Genomic DNA, 17,114 nt, shown 5'->3' on the forward strand with positions numbered 1-17,114 from the left:
CTAAGCAATAAGCTCCCTGTTCAACCGTTCAATAGTTAAAAAATAGGATGGAAAAAATGCAATATTAAATCTTCGTCAATTGGTTATAATATGGTCTTCGTCATTGCATTTCATTGTAATAAGTAAAAACCGACCACTCTTATATAGAAAAGCTATACAAAGCCGCATCAAACTATTTGGTTATCTAATTCTTTAGTGCTACTTTTAAAGTGTCTGACGCTTGAAATAGCATTTTTAAGGAGTGATAAACTAAATAAGAAATTGCAATAAGATGTATCGGTAAAAACCTCAAGCAGGGTTTTATCATTTGCACGGTTAAGCGCAATCGTAAGAACATACTGTTCCTTTCCCCTATTTTGGTTTTTATTTCTTGAAAGTAATCACTCTGGCGGAGCGATGACGTTCTTTAATGGTGGTGATCTGTAAGACCTACAACCCGGATCGTTGATCGTGCAATACAGGGTTTGAATTTGGTTTTTAATCGTTCTCATAATCTTTTGGTTTTATGCGAACGAGTCTAAAATGAAAAGATGGGCTTGCTCCATCACTCTTTTCACCAAAGCCTAAGCTTTGGCTCAGCCCCAAAGATAAATCTTCAGGGGATACCCGAAAGTGACTTCACAGCAAGACCCATCCCTACATTATATACAAAGATATAATATCCGTAGGAAATGAGCTAATCTTACTGCCTCTTTCTCGGGTATCAATCGAAAAGTTAGAGACTCATTCAGTTAATTAGGTTTTACCCAATTACAGCTCAAACAAAATTGGATTAGCTATTTACTAATCATATACAAATATACTAAAGTTGATTTTAAAAATCAACAATTATTTAAAATAAATTATGTCAGAAAATAAAATAAATCGGATATCAGAAGTCTTAGAAGAAAAAGGAATGAAAAACAATGATTTAGTAATTCATTTTAAAGTGAAAAAGGAGACTGTTTCAAGATGGGTAAATAATAAACAACAACCAACATTGAATACGCTTAATGAAATAGCTGAATTTCTTAATGAAGATATTAGAAATTTATTATACCAAAGCAAGTGGACGAAATACCAAAAGTAAGTTCTACATATGAGTTAATATTAATTGAAAAGGCTATAGAAAAAAAGCAAGGTGAATTATTTGAAATAGATGAGTCTTTGTTGAAAATTAGCCATTCCAGAAGACCTATTGGCTTAGCGAAAGCTTTAGACACGGAATTAAAACGTCTGATTAAGATTGAAAAAATTGCATTTGCTATTGAAATCGAAGTAGACGACCCTAAAAATGGTGGTAAAAAGAAATTCGATGTCATAAATCCTGAATTAATTAACAAAGTCAATCTATTTGCTGAAGAATTTAAAAGCTAGAACTTTTCAAAAATTGCTATTTATATCGACAAATCTTTTCCCGAGATCAGCAAAGAAGAGCTAAAGGGCTATGAAATTATTATTTGCAATGCTGAGGAAACTACATCAGCAAATCTAGAATTTCAGGTCGTCCATGTTGGTCTAGAAAATAAGCTAATAGCAAAATTTAATCGACCTGTCGATGCTGAAAATTATGTAGATCTAATCCTGCGAGGTTATGTACAATTTGAAGATAAAGGCTAGTGCAGTGACTCTAAATTCAAAAAGGAAAACAATCTATAGAATTTAATCTGAATTGGCACCATGGTTTGTGCTAAGATCAATTTTATGGCAATACCGAGCCTCAATTTACGGAAAGGATACCTAAAAAACTGTTAAAATGCAGTTACTACTGATTAAACTATATTATGATAAAAACAAAAGCCGGGATTTATTTCTGTGTATTATTTATTTTCTTTTTAGGGAGCTGTGCACCATTACGCTATTTCAAAAATGCAGATCAAGGTTTTATTCAAACCACAAAAGAAAAAGTTAAACATTTTCAACTAAAACATGCTAGAGATACAATTGATTTTATAGTATTGAGCGATGATTTCGATAAAAAGAAACCCGTATTGTTCTATTTACAAGGGTCTACACCTGTTCCTCTTATTTATGATTATAAATCGGATGATATGAAAGCTCTTTTAGTTTTTTCTTTTTTGAAGGATGAGACTGTAAAGAAATTGAAAGAAAAGTATCACCTTGTAGCTATTTCGATGCCAGCAGTTCCATTATCCCTTGGCAGCGAAGACCTCAATGAACAGGCTTGGCATGTTAAGGAAAAAGAACCATATATTATTTTTCATACTGAATATAATGCTGCAAATGTATTATCTAATTATGTAAATCGAACAAAAAAAGTGATTGATTTTTTAACTAAACAACCTTGGGTTGATCAAGATCATATTACTTTATTTGGACATTCGCAAGGGGCTAAAGTAGCGATTGCAGCAGCTTCTGGGAATAAACAGGTATATAAAATTGGTTTTTCTGCAGGTAATCCTTTTGGTAGCATTGACCATTTACTTAGAGAATATCGATACGAAGCGATGTTTGGCGACATATCGCACGAACGCTCGCAAGAAAAGATTAATGCTTTTTATAGCGTATGGAAAAATATTGTTGCTAATCCGAAAGTACTAGATGAAAGACAAGGTGATTCAAACAGGAATTGGTTAAGTTTTGAGCAATCCTTAATTCCTTATTTTCTGAAGACAAAACAACCCATATATGTTTGTTATGGTACAGTAGATCCTAAATCGGTGATGTGCGATATCTTACCTATTTATTTTATTAGGGCAAAAAAAACAAATCTAACGATGAAACCTTATCCTGGATTAGAACATAATTATCGTCCTGTTGATGAAAAATTAAAAATTGCGGGAGAAAGTATCATGGATTCAGTCATTATGGATTTTACAGAATGGGATTTTAAATAACTTTTTGTCATTACCCATATTTGAGAATACTGAAGATTTAAAAAAGCTCCATAGGACAGCGAATTGATCCTTGACTTGGTTATATTTCCGAAAGGAGCTAGGCTAAACTAGACTAAGCATATAATTGTACAAAAATTTGAAAGAACAAGTTAACTTTTAATCCCTTGTTCTACCTCTCCATTTTTAATATTTTAAATTTTTTGTAAAATTTAACCAAATTCTTTTAAAAATAGACTGATCCTCCGTAATTATATCACCATCTGCCAGAATACCCGGTTTCAGCTTAATAAGGGAATCATGTTCATTTCGGGCCAAGATAACCTTCGAAAAGAAAACACTGTCTCTGATCGGTATTTCAGAACAGTTACATTAGGTATAGGTTTATGCTGATTGTCAACTAATTTGCCTGAAATGGTCGTTTGGGGAAATAAATTAGTATAATAGCAGAGGGTGAATAAAAATGCGATTAAGTATTTTGACATAGTTTTTTACTGTCTTGATAACGTGTGTTTTAAAAAACAATATATTTTGTATTAATAGCATCTACCGGATTAATTCAATTGGATTATTATATGTCTTACTTTTTTCTTTTCTTCTTTCTATAGCTTGTTGTCTTTCATCTGCTGACCTAAAAGTAATTTCTCCACGAGCTTCAGAATCTTGTACGTTATTTTCAAATAATTGACGCTGTAAGCTATGGAATTCTTTTTTATTCATATATTTCGCTTTTTCTAAAAAATTTGAATTAAAGGAATTATGATTCGAGTGGATTAGCCTCAGAAGAGAAAATTTCCAAGTGCCTTTTTCGTCTGATATCTCAAAAATAAGTCCTGGAAGCCCTGAAAACTTATAAGGACCATCATTGATTGGGATCTCTTTGTTAAAATAGGCTATCCATTTTCTCTTACTGTAATTTAGTGTTGCTTTCTGGAGAGTGATGCCATTCCTAACAATTGTATCAGTTGTTATCTTCCAATCCTGCTGATTTACATGTTCATCGTAATAACAATAATCTTGAAAAATAGCCCTTAAAGGGGAATAATAACGAATATCACCTGTGTTATAATTTTTATTAATAATATAATTTAATTCATGTTCATCACGAGGACTATATCGATTTCGAGTGGGTAATTGATAATACTGTAATGTGTCAAATACACCTCTCGAAAGCGTTCTAAACCAGGATTCATTGGGATAGATGAGTAATTCGGTCATCAGTGTTCTCTTACTATTAGGATTAAGACTATCTCGCAACAATTCTAACTTATAAGTTGCCTGCATCACATCTGTATTAGCTTTTTCTTGCGCTTGTAGATGAGAAAAAGAAAAACAAAATAGTAAAATGTTTAAAAATAGAAATATTCTCATATTAATTATGTTTTTTTTAATTCTTTGAATACATCCCGATTCATTTGAATCGGGATGTATCTTAATTTAACACTTGCTGTCACATAATCCTACCATTTGATCTGATGTTAACCCGGCGCAACTTACAGATATATTGTAATATGAACCATCAGTCCCTATACATTCACAATTAAAAGAACAATTTGACCCTCCAGTTGGCAATGGAATTGTTACAGTAGTTCCTCCACCATACCCACCAAGCACATTTTTCAATTGTTCACGAGACAAGGCTTCTGTCTCATTCAGATTCAAGTTTTTTTATGAAATCTTTTTCATAACTTTGTTTTTTATTTTAACAAATCTTGCTATTCACTATTTCCTGAATAGCATGGAAAGGTCTTTTACAGGTAGCCTTCTGTTTACCTGAGTACATTTCGAACTGGCTCAGGCATTCTTATTCTAGAAAAAATTAATGAGATCCTTTATGCTATAATGATCAGGCAGTTCTTTACCATTAATAAATACTGTTGGATTTGCCCGAATCTTCATATCATCACACCACTTTCGCATAGCAACTATTTTATCCCTTTGAAGTTTCAGTTCTCCATTCATCGGATATTTTGAAGCAAATGTTATATAATCCTTATTCGGGGACATGTACCAAGCATCCAATGCTTCGTTTACCTTAGATCTTCCATACTTTTCTTGAATAGCTAACAAATGCTGTACTGGAGCAGTTTTAGCATCATGCTCATCTCCAGTAGATGTAAAAATTATCCGAACACTAACATCTTTATTTTTTTTCACAATCTCCTCTAAATCAGGATGTGCTTTAGCACATGGCCAGCAATATGGATTACATACTTTAATAATCTCTATACTGGCATGCTCATCTCCAATCAATATCCCTAAATCATCACTATCAATTGTAACAGGATTAATATTTTGGAGCAATGAATTAAAAATGGATGGATTGTAACATAATTTCATCCATTTACTTCTATATTCCTTACTATCATTTGCTCTCTTAATAACTGGAATTACAAAGTAAACGAGCAACATAGTGGTTAATCCTAAGAATAAAACTACAAATACATGATGTGCTTTTGTTTGTGAAAAATCAATTGAATGATATTGAAAATAAATAGTGGAGATTAATAATTTAATTATATATAAAATTGATTAAAATATTAATAGATGTGTAAAACTATCGCTCTATCCAATTGTTATCCTTTTTACGAGCATTAGCGTAGTTTTTTTTCATATTAACATTATTGACGTCACCTTTCATTCGAAGATTAAGTGTACCAGCAGCCTCTTGAATATCTATCATATTATCCAACATCTCTTTCCTCATTTTAAGAAAGTCTGCACGCGGAATTTCCTTTGGTTCTGGTAAATATGATAAGTTAATTTTTATATCTCCTCCTATCTTTTCTATGGTTGAAAGTATAAAAGACCATGAATTTGTTACATCATTCATTTTTACGATTAAACCTGGTAATCCAGCGAATTTGTAAGGACCATCACTAATCGGGATATTTGGATCAAACCAAGCTGTCCACTTTCTATTCCCAAATTCAATTTCAGCTTTCTGACATAAATGATTTCCAATCGTCATCGTATCGCTCAATAATTGCCAGTTTTCCTTATTTAACATAGGCTCATCATAATAAAACACACTTTTATCTTTCAGAATATCTTCATAAAATGTCAGCTTGTTCGTGTTATAATCCTTAATAATATCAATTGGATAGGGTGTATAATTCGACGACTTTTTTCTTTCTATTCCATGATATCTGATAGAATCAAACTGTGCATGATTACTCATCTGAAACAAAGATCTCCCTTCGTTAATAATTAATTGTGCTTCTTCTCGTATCTTATGAGACTCTGTCGTGTCACGTTGATAAGCAGCAAGGTAAATAATCTTATAATTTTGGGCAAAGCTATTTGTAGCAATGAATAACCCTAACACTGCCATGATGATCAATGGGCTGATTTTACATTTGTATATCATAATTATTATTTCCCTTATTCCTAATCTTTGTAAAATTTACAATAAAACAGAAGCCTTGCCTTATAGCAAAGCCTCCATAAACATGGTTCCCTTTACGGACAGCCATGCTTACAACATCATATTCAGCTAAAACATCTTATAAAGAAAGTAATGATGGATACTCAATATGAGCTTCCAAGAGATTTTGAAGGTTTAATTTATTGTACTTAACCTTTGCACTGTCTAGTACAAATTCGCAAGCACAATAAAGGTCACTCTGTTTTTTACTTTGCAGAAAATTAAAACTGCCCATAAATAAGATATTTGGTTACTTAGAAAACTATTATGTAATATATAAAGAGACTTCTAAAACTTAAGTTTATACTCTAAGATAATTAACAGCTATCAAAAATTAAAACATTAAATCAAATCAATCGATTGCGTAATTTTTAATAAAATATAAACAAATACAACCATTACTCCATTAGTTAGCAAACCTAGTTTAAACATAAACTTAAAAAACAATCACACAGATAGGAATTTCCAAATAGACTCTAAGTATAGAATAACATTCAAAGCTTAATGTGAAGCTAGTAATCATTTCACATCGTTAAAATAATAATCGATCGATTTTTCCATTTTAACGATGAAAACATCATTTAATATAAACGCTATCAAGAAGAAGCTTGATTAATATCGTTGCATATGCAAAGTAAAATATAATCAACCATTCAAATAAAATCATAAATATACGCCATTATCTACTAGTCATTGAATAATGAATAACATAATAGATCTAAATAAACGAAATCCAGAAGTTTGAATTTACTTCCGGATCATAAACCTTGATTTACATAATACGATGATAACAAAACGCATTCGATATGCAAATGCTAAAAATTATTTAGGCCTAATCCTGCGCTGATATGTACTTGCTGAAGGTAAGAATATTGTAATTACTGTAAATTGAAAAAGGAAGATAATTGAAAGAATTTAACTTATATTGATTGAGATAGAGGAATTTAAACTCGATCAAGCAAATGAAGTTTAGGAGCGTATAAGAAGTGGAAAGACCAAAGGGAGAGCTGTCTTTGTGCCTTAAAGACTTTTCTTATCAGATCATAATAAAAGCCAAATTTCGAATCGCATCTTAAGGAGATTTTCTTTCAATTAAACAGAACGAGCAATAAACTATCGTTTATTGCTCATTGACAACCTTAATTAGAAAGATTGATCACATCTGCTATTTATACTTTACATTACAATCACGCCGATTTCATTTATTTTCATTCCACTTTGATCGGCACCAATTACCGCAAGGGCTTCCAATTTAATAAAGCGAGCCTGCTTTTTACTTGGGAACATCACCTGCTGTTTTACCGGATTATTATTGATATTTCCAAATACCTTATCCGTTAGGATACGATCCCAATCTTTTCCGTTCCTACTAACGTAAAAATTGTATTTAGTAACAGTTCCGCCCGTATTACCATTGTTAGCAGGTGTATAAGTAAATCCTGCGATTTCCATTTCCTTGCCCATATCAATTGCGATTTCATAAATACCCGTAGATCCAGCAGGATTAGCTTCCCAACTAGTCCTACCGTTACCATCAAAGGCCCTGTTTATCTGCGATTCTTTTTTAGATTCACTTGCATGCAAGACTTTCCAATCGGCTGTCGAAAGATCAAAATCTGCGATCACCACATCGCTAAAATCTTTTCCGTTATTAATAAAAGCCTTTGCTTTTACAGTTCCTCCTTTTTTCAGCTCAAAGGGTTGATTGTAACGCATACTTTTCATGTTGGGTTCACTACCGTCTAGCGTATAAGTAACAATCGGATCCGGACTATTCGTCTTAATAGATACTATTCCTTCCTTGGTTCTATTGATAACAGGTACATCAAGCATTTCTGGAGCTAAATAAACCTGAATTTCAGAAAGTACTGGCGCGGCATTAGCCTCGAGTGTAATCCGAAGTTTATTCGTCGCTATTGTCGGAAAAGCAAGGATTCTTTTATAACCTATTGTGCTTTGCTTAACCAGTGCTACATATTTCTGACCGTTCCAATAGGCTACTTCAAAGGATCTTACCCGCTGTCCAAGCGGAATATACTCCTGTAGAAGTAAACGATTTAACTTTGTTTTTGTTCCCAAATCAAGTGTTAAAACTGCTTTTTTAGCGTTGCCTTCAGCTCCCCAATAAGTATCATAATTATCATCTGTGATTTGAGGTGCGCGAGTCGTATTGATCAATACAGTTTTCCCTTTAGCTAAATTTGTCTTAAAAGTAGCATCCACAACAGCTCTAAGCTCCATTAAGCGTGTCGAATCTGTCGGATGAATCTTTCCAGTACGGCTAACAGGAACATTGAGTAGCAAATTAGCATTACGTCCCACTGAAGTATAATAAATACCCAGCAATTGACTTAAGGTCTTTACTTTATCATCTGTATCCGGGCTGTAAAACCATCCAGGTCTAATGGAGACATCCACCTCACCAGGTATCCAATATTTACCGTTTTCATCACCAGAATTTAAGATTGCTTGTTTTGGCGCATCCTTTCCCATTCCAAAACCATCCGTATTGAGCGTGCTCCAGTTGGTTTCTCCTGCAAAGCCAGACTCATTGCCGATCCAGCGAGCTCCTGGGCCAATGTCGCTAAATATAACCGCATGAGGCTGATGCTTATACACCACACTACGAAACAATGGCCAATCGTAAACTTGCTTTTTACCATTTGGTCCCTCTCCATTTGCACCATCAAACCACATCTCATAGATATCACCATAATTCGTCAACACCTCTTCCAGCGTTTTGGCAAAGATATCGTTGTATTCAGGAGTTCCATAAGAAGGATGATTTTGATCCCAAGGAGACAGATATACCCCAAACTTCAATCCGTATTCTCTACAAGCTTCAGAGAGATCTTTTAACACATCACCCTTCCCACCTTTCCATGGACTTTCACGTACCGTATGTGTACTGTATTTACTTGGCCATAAACAAAAACCATCGTGATGCTTAGCGGTTATAATAATAGCTTTCATACCCGCATCTTTAGCTGTTTTAGCCCATTGACGCGCATCGAGATCAGTTGGATTAAAAACCATAGGGCTTTCCTTGCCATCACCCCATTCCTTATCCGTAAAAGTATTCGGTCCGAAATGGATAAACATATAGTATCCTAATTTCTGCCATAAAACCTGGTCGGCACTCGGCAGCGCCCCATAGGGCGCTGGAGCAGCCTGTTGCGCATTGACATGCCATGTCGTAATAAGGGTTATCACCCCTAGCGCTAGACTTTTTTTGATATAATTCATTCCTTATTAATCTATCAGTTTGTCCAATTATTCCCATCCCGGATTCTGCACATAAGCACCTGGCTTGCCTGCAGTAAGGTTAATCTGATTCAATGGTATTGGATTAAAATAGTATTTATCGTTCCATTTGCGACCATTACTGTAGTTCGTATTTACAATGATCAAAGCATTATTATCAGTCGCAATCTTACTCACATCATAACTATACTTTTTCCTCAAATCAGCATTCAGCTTCATTCCCCTCACCGTTTTTATACCTTCGATAAGTTTTCCGGCTTTCCATCTTTTGATATCATTCAATCGAAATCCCTCTCCCATGAGTTCGATACGGCGCTCTCGACGTATTTCGTACAGTAAAGGCGTCACCACATATCCATAATCAACCGGACGTGGGTCTGCTGAAACCATTGCTGTTAAATGTGGCATACCTACACGGTCACGAAGTAAATTAATACTTTTATCCAGATCAGTTTGACTTAGCGTTTTATTAATTTCATACTTCGCCTCTGCATAATTCAGCAATACCTCTGCATATCTAAAAATAAAAGCATCAATATCCGATTGATTCGCGATCTCTTGAACAGGATCACTTGACCGCCCTTTGATTAACCAATATCCACTAGAAGTCTGAGACGTTCCGATCAAAGGTAGCCCATAAGCAAGTGGTGCAACCGTACTCGTACCTATCCGATAGATAAAACCCGGGCTGGCAACCGTTTGCTTATACCGAGGATCTCTATTCTCCGCTTCTTTAGCAGGTTCGCTATCATCCGTTGGAAAAGAAGTCAAACCGCTAGGTTTTCCATCTTTGTACAAGTAAGCCTCCATCAGATCCTTACTGACACCTGTATTATTCTCATTTGCAGTACGCGTATAACCTTGTGTCAAAGTTCCAATAATATAAGCCCAATGCATAATCGACTCAGGGTTTGGTTTCAGATCAGTCTGCGTAAATAAATCTTGATAATCTTTATCCACATTTCCTGTAGTGTACAAACGGTACTTTCCACCATTTATCAAAGCCTCAGAAGCCGTTAACGAAGCCTGCAGTACAGGCAGGGGGTCGCCCAAGCCGTGATACTTACGAAAAGTTCCTTCCCATAAAGCGATTCGTGACAACAAAGCATTTGCAATATCCTTATTTAGGCGCCCCGTTTCTTCAGAACCTTTTTCAGGTAGATTACTCGCGGCATATGTTAAATCCAACAAAACCTGATCCATCACTTCATTACGCTTGACACGAGGTCCATACAATTCTGGAGAGGTCTCATCCAGATCCGATAGTACCAATGGAACATCACCAAAAGCCGTTACTTTTTGCCAATAGAAGAGTGCCCGAAAAAAACGCACTTCGGCAGCATAACGCTCCTTATTGGTCGATTGTACTTGTTCATAACGCTTAAGGAAGTAATTACATCTGCGAATCGGGAGCCAGTCATCAGTAGCCCAACCTCCGCCAGCAGAAGGGACTGAAACTGTACCGCCCAACAAAGCATCGGAAGTCGCTGGAAGCATATTATCCGAATTATTATCAGCCGAATAATTGTTCACAAATGGTAAATTATTATAAAATAGATTGGCAAACAATTTTAAATCGTTTTCACTTTTAAAATAAGTCACCTCACTAAATTCATTTTTAGGATAACGATCTAAAAATCCATCATCCTTACAGCTATTCAGACTAAGGAAAAGACCTGAAGCGAGCAATATATTCAAATATTTATGGTTGTATTTCATGGCTAGAATGTGATTTGAGCTCCCAAGGAGATATTTTTACTTAATGGATACGCAGTTCTGTCTAATTGCTCTGGATCAAAATTGTCAAACATCTTGGTAAAGGTGAACAAGTTTTCTCCAGAGAAGAATAAGCGGATCTTTTCAATTTTCGCTCGTTTCAAAATCAAACTTGGCACAGAATATCCGATCGTGATATTTTTGATGCGCATATAAGAAGCATCCTGCAGATAACGGGTCGAAGTCACTGTATTACCATTCCCTCCAAAACGGAGACGTGGAAAATACGCATCTTGATTTTCTGGCGTCCAGTAGTCCATTTGATTTTTAGTTGGCACATCCCATTCACCACCACCAAATGCATAAAAATAAGTACCACCTACTACAGCATCACGACGTCCTACACCTTGCAAGAATACCGATAAATCAAAGTTTTTATAATCAGCACCGAAACGCATACCATAGGAGTATCGAGCAGTTTGGTTACCGATAATACGCATATCACCCGAATTACTTAACGTATTGCTACCGTTATCAATTTTTTTATCCCCATTCAAATCTTCAAAACGAACGTCACCACCAAGCCACGTTCCCGAAAAAAGTCGTTCTTTATTCAAGCCATCATTTGCTTCGGCATCACTCTGATATAACCCATTGGAAGTGTAGCCCCATATTTCATCGATTTGCTTGCCGACATAATGTGACGTTAACTCACCCGTTGGGTTAAGGTCATATTTGGTGATTTTAGCCTTATTATCACTCATATTAAAGCTGACAAAATAGTTGAAGTCACTGATCTTATTGTTGTATTTAACTTCAAACTCCCAGCCTGTTGTTTTCAGATCCGCCGCATTTCTATTAGGAGCACCAACACCCAGAATCGCTGGCAATGGCTGTCCACCCACCAACATATCACGGGTATCTCTGCGGTATAAATCAAATGAACCACTCAATTTATTGTCCAACAGGGCGAAATCTAAACCAATATTCTTAGATGTCACTTTTTCCCAGGTAAACAACGTACTTACAAGTCCAGGAGCTGTAATATAGGATTGGTTAGCATTTCCAAAGATATAATTGGTGGTACCATAAGGCATCGTCGCAATGTATGGGTATAGTGAACCATTAGTCGGATTGCTATTCAAATCAATACTTTGATTAGGTAGTGTACCATAAGAAGCCCTGATTTTTAAATCGTTGAAAGTTGGTTTCAAGAAACTTAAATATTCTTCATTCGAAAGGCGCCATGCAACACTTGCCGAAGGGCTAAAGACATAGCGTTTATCTGCAGCAAAACGTGAAGAACCATCATGTCTACCGTTGATTTCTATTAGATAACGATTATCATATATATAATTAACGCGAAAAAACTGTCCCAAAAGCGCCCAATCCAACGGTAGAGAGCCTACGATAGGCTTATCGTCATTATTTAAATTAAGGTATGGAAAATCTTGATTCAACAGGTTTTTAGCACGTGCACTAAAATTACTATAAATCTTCTCTTCCCTATTATACCCTGCCATAGCTTTCAAATAATGCTTTTCAGCAAAGGTATTTTCATACTCCGCATAAATATTGATTGCTGTATAACGATCCTTTGAGTTACTCTCCGAAACCCAAGGCACACGGTTATGTGGGTAAGGTCCTACCAGATAAGCATTGTCCGGATTTGTAGGATCTTGACCAGCAGGAACCGCTCCGTATTCATCATATGATTTTGTGTTGATCTTATTGTTATAATTATAGCTATTCCAGGTCAAATCCCCTACCACTTTAAAGTTTTTAAGCGGATGAATATTGAATCCCCCCGTCAACCAGATATCGTCGGATTGATAAGTATCACGTCCATTATACTCGTTCATAGCAAATGGATTGGTCGTACTACCCTGGCCCGAGTAATGACCATCTGGATGTCTAATCGGAATATTAGGTCTTAGATCTGTCGCAATACGATCTCCAAAAATACCCTCAATAGCGGCAGACCGCGCGGGCTTGTCATCCTCCTTACGATTTAAACGAACCTTAGCATTCAGATCCAACCAAGAGGTTACCTTTGTCTCCAATCCCATATTGACATTATAACGCTTGTATTTTTGGTTCGCCGATTTAAACAAACCACCTTGATTTAAGTATCCCAGTGAAGTGTGGTATTTTATTTTCTCACTACCTCCAGTCAGACCCAAATTGTGTTCGCTCATAGGCGCCCATCCCGGAAACATTTCTTCCCACCAATCGGTATTGCCAACATAACGGTAGCGTGTAGGATTACTTGGATCAATATATACCGCATTTTCAGGAATTGGATTGGCCATGTATTCCTTCATTTTTTCAATATCAGTATCTGTCCAAACTTCCGATCCACGACCACCACCAGAAAGGTTACCCGTCAGATCCGCATATTTATACATATCTACATATTCTAAAGAATTAACCGTCTTTGGAATAGTGGTCGGTCTGGAAAAACCTTGATTGAAAGAATAATTGACACGTGTCCCCGAATTATAGTTTCCATTTTTGGTCGTGATCAAAACAACTCCATATGCTGCACGTGCTCCATAAATAGCAGACGCTGCTGCATCTTTTAGAACCGTTACGTTCTGCACATCTTGCGGATTGAGCTGATTGGGATCCATCTGAACACCATCGACAAGAATAAGTGGTCCGCCACCATTCAACGAAGTATAGCCTCTTATATTAAAACTAGCACCAGCACCTGGGCGACCATTGGAAATTCCGATATTTAGGTTAGGAACTGCACCTTGTAAACCAGCACCTATGTTCGTAATCATACGATTTTCAAGTACTTCAGAACCAACAGAACTGACAGCGCCAGTTAGGTTAATTTTTTTCTGAGTACCATAACCAACCACAACCACCTCATCCAAACCACTCATAGTTTGGGTCATTGTAATGGTTAAATTTGCAGCTATTGCACGAACTTCCTGAGTTTCATACCCCACAAATGAAACAATAAGTGTCGCATTCTTATCAGAAGTACGCAGTTGAAACCGACCGCCCTCACCACTCACCGCCGTTTGCGTTCCACCCTTAATTTTAATCGTAGCACCCGTAATCGGCATTCCTTTGCTATCCACAACTTTACCCGATAGGTTATCCTGCACCGGTTTCTCAGTTTCTTCAGCTTCTAAGGATACCGACTTACTACTAACAATGATCGAACTATTTTTAATTTTAAAATTTAAATTCTGATGCTCAAAGATCTTAGTCAAAACTGTTGATACCTTTTCATTTTTAGCATTAATGGTAACCGGTTTAGCATTAATCAACATACTCTCAGTCACCAGAAAATCATAACCCGTCTGTTTTCTAACCTTTTCCAAGATATTTGCCAGCGGAGCATTTCGCTCCGACAATGTTACATTTTGAGCAAATGAGCTTCCATTCACCCTGAGTACCATGGCAATCATTAATACAACAATCAGTTTCATAACCAATAGGATTTTAGCTACGCCCATAGTAGAAGGCCGTAGATTTGGTCTTAAATTTTCATACATTTGTTAAGTTTGGTTATACGAATATCAATACATTGTCCAGATGGCTGATATTCGTGGTTTATAATACATTAGCAATAAATTAAATCGTCCAAACAAGACCAGGATTTTGATTAGCATCAATCCTGGTTTTCTTTGATTACTATAGTGGTATAGCTATTCCATCACAGTAACCCTCCTTCCCTTGATCTTGAAATGCACCGCATTCGTCAATTCCAATATTTCCAATACCTGATCTATATCCTTATTTCGAGATACTGTACCATTAAATTTTTCTTTAGATATCACTCCTTGAAATGAAACATCGATATTGTACCATCGCGCAACTTTTCTCATGACACTTTCAATACTTTCATTATTGAATCTAAAATATCCCTCTTTCCAAGCCACTGCTTCCTCCAGATCAACTTCCAAGACATCAATTCCATCTTTCTCTTTGTTAATGCGAGACTGCTGCCCTACATTTAAAATTGAAACTACATCGTCATTTTTAACCTTTACACGTCCTTCCAGTAAAGTTGTTTTTATATACTTTTCATTATCGTAAGCATTGATATTAAAATGAGTCCCCAATACTTCTACAGTCTGTTTTCCGCTGACAACGCTAAAAGGTACTTTTTTATTCGACGCTACTTCAAAATAAGCTTCACCTGTCAAGGTTACTTTTCGCTCCTTTTTATCAAAAACAACAGGATATTTTAAGGATGATCCAGCATTTAACCATACCAGCGTACCATCAGGAAGGTTGATGGTATAGGTTTCTCCGTTCATCGTTGCAACTGTATTTAATTTCATTCTTCCAGTAAATGTATGGTCAACCTCGTAAATCAAATTGCCATCTGCGGCTTTAGTAATCAGAACACCATCTGCCTTTACCGTTTGACCAGTCTTGAGATCGGATAATTTTATTTTCTTGCCGTCTGATAATGTAAGCGTTGCAGATTGCGTACCTGGTAATATGACAGTATCTACAGCCGCTTGTTTAGGATCACTTCCATTTACATTTCCATTGTTTTGGAAATAAAAAAACAAACCCATAATAAGGAGAGCTGCGGCCGCAATACTCCACCATTTCTTTGGATTGTTTTTATTCTTTGGAAATTGTTCTGCAGTTATTCTATGCATAATATTTTCATGCATACGATCGCGGATCATTTCCACATGTGGTACATAACCCTCGGGTAGTTCTAAGATATCATCCTTGTGTTCACGATACCAACGGTCAAAATAATCCTGTTCCTCAGGACTAACTTGACCTAGTTTTAGCTTATAGGCTATCTTCAACAAAAGTTCTTTGTCGTATTCTTGAATCATAATTTGGGGTAATTTGAAGATATAGTACTGAAAAATCAGACCGACCCTTAGTCAAGATGAAAAAAAATTATTTTTCGAATAAATAGAATAACACAAGCGGAGAAATCGTGACCAGATCAGTACGCAAATCTTTTAAAGCTTTGGAGATATGTGCTTCAACTGTCTTTTCTGCAATACCTAATTCAACTGCGATCTGTTTATTAGGCATTCCTTCTTCACGGCTCAATTTGAAAACAATGCGACATTTATCTGGCAATCTATTGATAGCAGCAGAAATACGTTCAATCATTTCTTTTTCTAAAATGGATTCATCTGCCGATGGAAGATTAATCGATGAGGCATAATCGGAAATATACTTTTCTTTTCGTTCAGCCTTACGGTATTGGAGATCCAGCTGTTTAATTACCTGATATTTTACCGCTACAGAAAGATATGTCGCTAATGAGAATCGAAGAACCAATGTATGCCTACGGCTCCATAAACTACAGAATAGATCTTGTACACATTCCTCTGCTATCGTAATATCATCAAGCCGATGAGCCGCAACAACAAGCAATTTGTTCCAATAGCGGTGATAAAGCGCAGAAAGTGCCTGCTCATGATCTTTTTTCATAAGATCAAGCAGTTCAATATCTGAATATTCATCATAACGCTTCATAAGTCGATACAGATTCAATTCTTTGAAATTTGAATCAGAATTGGTTTGAATGATTTGATAAACTTACGAATATCACCGTAGATATAAAAACAATTCTGAAAGTTTACATCAGTACAAAAAAATCATTTAAAATGATAGTTCTAAATCGAAACAGGTCAACCTTCAAGAAATAATTGCAAAATAAAGTTCGATCAACGAACTTTCCGCTATCAATATGCGAGAGAACGGAGAAACAAAATCCAATCATATCACGTAGAGATTTTATTACCATAAATATAAGAGATCGCAGGTATGACCAATACAACAAGTAATAGCAATATAAATCCAATATTTTTATCTACACATTTTCCATTGCAACCTTATGACGAATAAACTTTAGCAGAACGCAT

Annotated in this window: 11 protein-coding genes; 3 read left to right on the plus strand and 8 right to left on the minus strand. The window is 35.9% G+C overall.

Annotated features, from left to right (window positions below):
• Positions 1 to 844: 844 nt before the first annotated feature.
• The 3 genes from FHR29_RS20115 (at position 845) to FHR29_RS20125 (ending at position 2,837) form a co-directional block, all read left to right on the plus strand.
• Positions 845 to 1,069 (plus strand): helix-turn-helix transcriptional regulator, encoded by a 225-nt coding sequence (locus FHR29_RS20115; protein ID WP_183916861.1) that lies wholly within the window; start codon positions 845 to 847, stop codon positions 1,067 to 1,069.
• Positions 1,048 to 1,356 carry a hypothetical protein gene (locus FHR29_RS20120; protein WP_183916863.1) on the plus strand — a complete coding sequence of 103 codons (309 nt, stop codon included), beginning with the start codon at positions 1,048 to 1,050 and terminating at the stop codon, positions 1,354 to 1,356. The genes FHR29_RS20115 and FHR29_RS20120 overlap by 22 nt, the downstream gene beginning before the upstream one ends.
• Before the next feature lie 407 nt (positions 1,357 to 1,763).
• Positions 1,764 to 2,837 carry a hypothetical protein gene (locus tag FHR29_RS20125; RefSeq protein ID WP_183916865.1) on the plus strand — a complete coding sequence of 358 codons (1,074 nt, stop codon included), beginning with the start codon at positions 1,764 to 1,766 and terminating at the stop codon, positions 2,835 to 2,837.
• 543 nt (positions 2,838 to 3,380) lie between these two features.
• On the opposite strand, the gene FHR29_RS20130 is transcribed toward FHR29_RS20125, so the two are convergent.
• The 8 genes from FHR29_RS20130 to FHR29_RS20165 form a co-directional block, all read right to left on the minus strand.
• The gene (locus FHR29_RS20130) at positions 3,381 to 4,205 is read right to left on the minus strand and encodes a GLPGLI family protein (protein WP_183916867.1); all 825 of its coding nucleotides are present in this window, start codon (positions 4,203 to 4,205) and stop codon (positions 3,381 to 3,383) included.
• Positions 4,206 to 4,643: 438 nt separating this feature from the next.
• Entirely contained in the window at positions 4,644 to 5,174 is a 531-nt protein-coding gene (locus FHR29_RS20135) for a thioredoxin domain-containing protein (RefSeq protein WP_183916869.1), read from the minus strand.
• A 217-nt stretch (positions 5,175 to 5,391) separates the two neighbouring features.
• Positions 5,392 to 6,204 (minus strand): GLPGLI family protein, encoded by an 813-nt coding sequence (locus tag FHR29_RS20140; protein WP_183916871.1) that lies wholly within the window; start codon positions 6,202 to 6,204, stop codon positions 5,392 to 5,394.
• 1,233 nt (positions 6,205 to 7,437) lie between these two features.
• Positions 7,438 to 9,507 (minus strand): alpha-L-fucosidase, encoded by a 2,070-nt coding sequence (locus FHR29_RS20145; protein ID WP_183916873.1) that lies wholly within the window; start codon positions 9,505 to 9,507, stop codon positions 7,438 to 7,440.
• A 27-nt stretch (positions 9,508 to 9,534) separates the two neighbouring features.
• Positions 9,535 to 11,244 (minus strand): RagB/SusD family nutrient uptake outer membrane protein, encoded by a 1,710-nt coding sequence (locus FHR29_RS20150; protein ID WP_183916875.1) that lies wholly within the window; start codon positions 11,242 to 11,244, stop codon positions 9,535 to 9,537.
• Between the two features lie 2 nt (positions 11,245 to 11,246).
• Complete coding sequence (locus FHR29_RS20155) at positions 11,247 to 14,690, minus strand: TonB-dependent receptor (RefSeq protein WP_221197903.1); 3,444 nt, start codon at positions 14,688 to 14,690, stop codon at positions 11,247 to 11,249.
• A 219-nt stretch (positions 14,691 to 14,909) separates the two neighbouring features.
• A complete protein-coding gene (locus FHR29_RS20160) occupies positions 14,910 to 16,067 on the minus strand; it encodes a FecR family protein (RefSeq protein WP_183916877.1) in 1,158 nt (385 codons plus the stop codon).
• Between the two features lie 67 nt (positions 16,068 to 16,134).
• Positions 16,135 to 16,680, minus strand: a complete 546-nt coding sequence (locus FHR29_RS20165) for an RNA polymerase sigma-70 factor (RefSeq protein WP_183916879.1) — start codon at positions 16,678 to 16,680, stop codon at positions 16,135 to 16,137.
• Between the last annotated feature and the right edge of the window lie 434 nt (positions 16,681 to 17,114).

The organism is Sphingobacterium sp. JUb56, assembly GCF_014191365.1.
In the GTDB taxonomy this organism is placed as follows: Bacteria; Bacteroidota; Bacteroidia; order Sphingobacteriales; family Sphingobacteriaceae; genus Sphingobacterium; species Sphingobacterium anhuiense.

Excerpts from the sequence above, each read along its gene's own strand:
- FHR29_RS20115 (WP_183916861.1), top strand. The coding sequence starts at position 845 with ATGTCAGAAAATAAAATAAATCGGATATCAGAAGTCTTAGAAGAAAAA.
- FHR29_RS20125 (WP_183916865.1), top strand. The coding sequence starts at position 1,764 with ATGATAAAAACAAAAGCCGGGATTTATTTCTGTGTATTATTTATTTTC.
- FHR29_RS20130 (WP_183916867.1), bottom strand. The coding sequence starts at position 4,205 with ATGAGAATATTTCTATTTTTAAACATTTTACTATTTTGTTTTTCTTTT.
- FHR29_RS20135 (WP_183916869.1), bottom strand. The coding sequence starts at position 5,174 with ATGAAATTATGTTACAATCCATCCATTTTTAATTCATTGCTCCAAAAT.
- FHR29_RS20140 (WP_183916871.1), bottom strand. The coding sequence starts at position 6,204 with ATGATATACAAATGTAAAATCAGCCCATTGATCATCATGGCAGTGTTA.
- FHR29_RS20145 (WP_183916873.1), bottom strand. The coding sequence starts at position 9,507 with ATGAATTATATCAAAAAAAGTCTAGCGCTAGGGGTGATAACCCTTATT.
- FHR29_RS20150 (WP_183916875.1), bottom strand. The coding sequence starts at position 11,244 with ATGAAATACAACCATAAATATTTGAATATATTGCTCGCTTCAGGTCTT.
- FHR29_RS20155 (WP_221197903.1), bottom strand. The coding sequence starts at position 14,690 with ATGAAACTGATTGTTGTATTAATGATTGCCATGGTACTCAGGGTGAAT.
- FHR29_RS20160 (WP_183916877.1), bottom strand. The coding sequence starts at position 16,067 with ATGATTCAAGAATACGACAAAGAACTTTTGTTGAAGATAGCCTATAAG.
- FHR29_RS20165 (WP_183916879.1), bottom strand. The coding sequence starts at position 16,680 with ATGAAAAAAGATCATGAGCAGGCACTTTCTGCGCTTTATCACCGCTAT.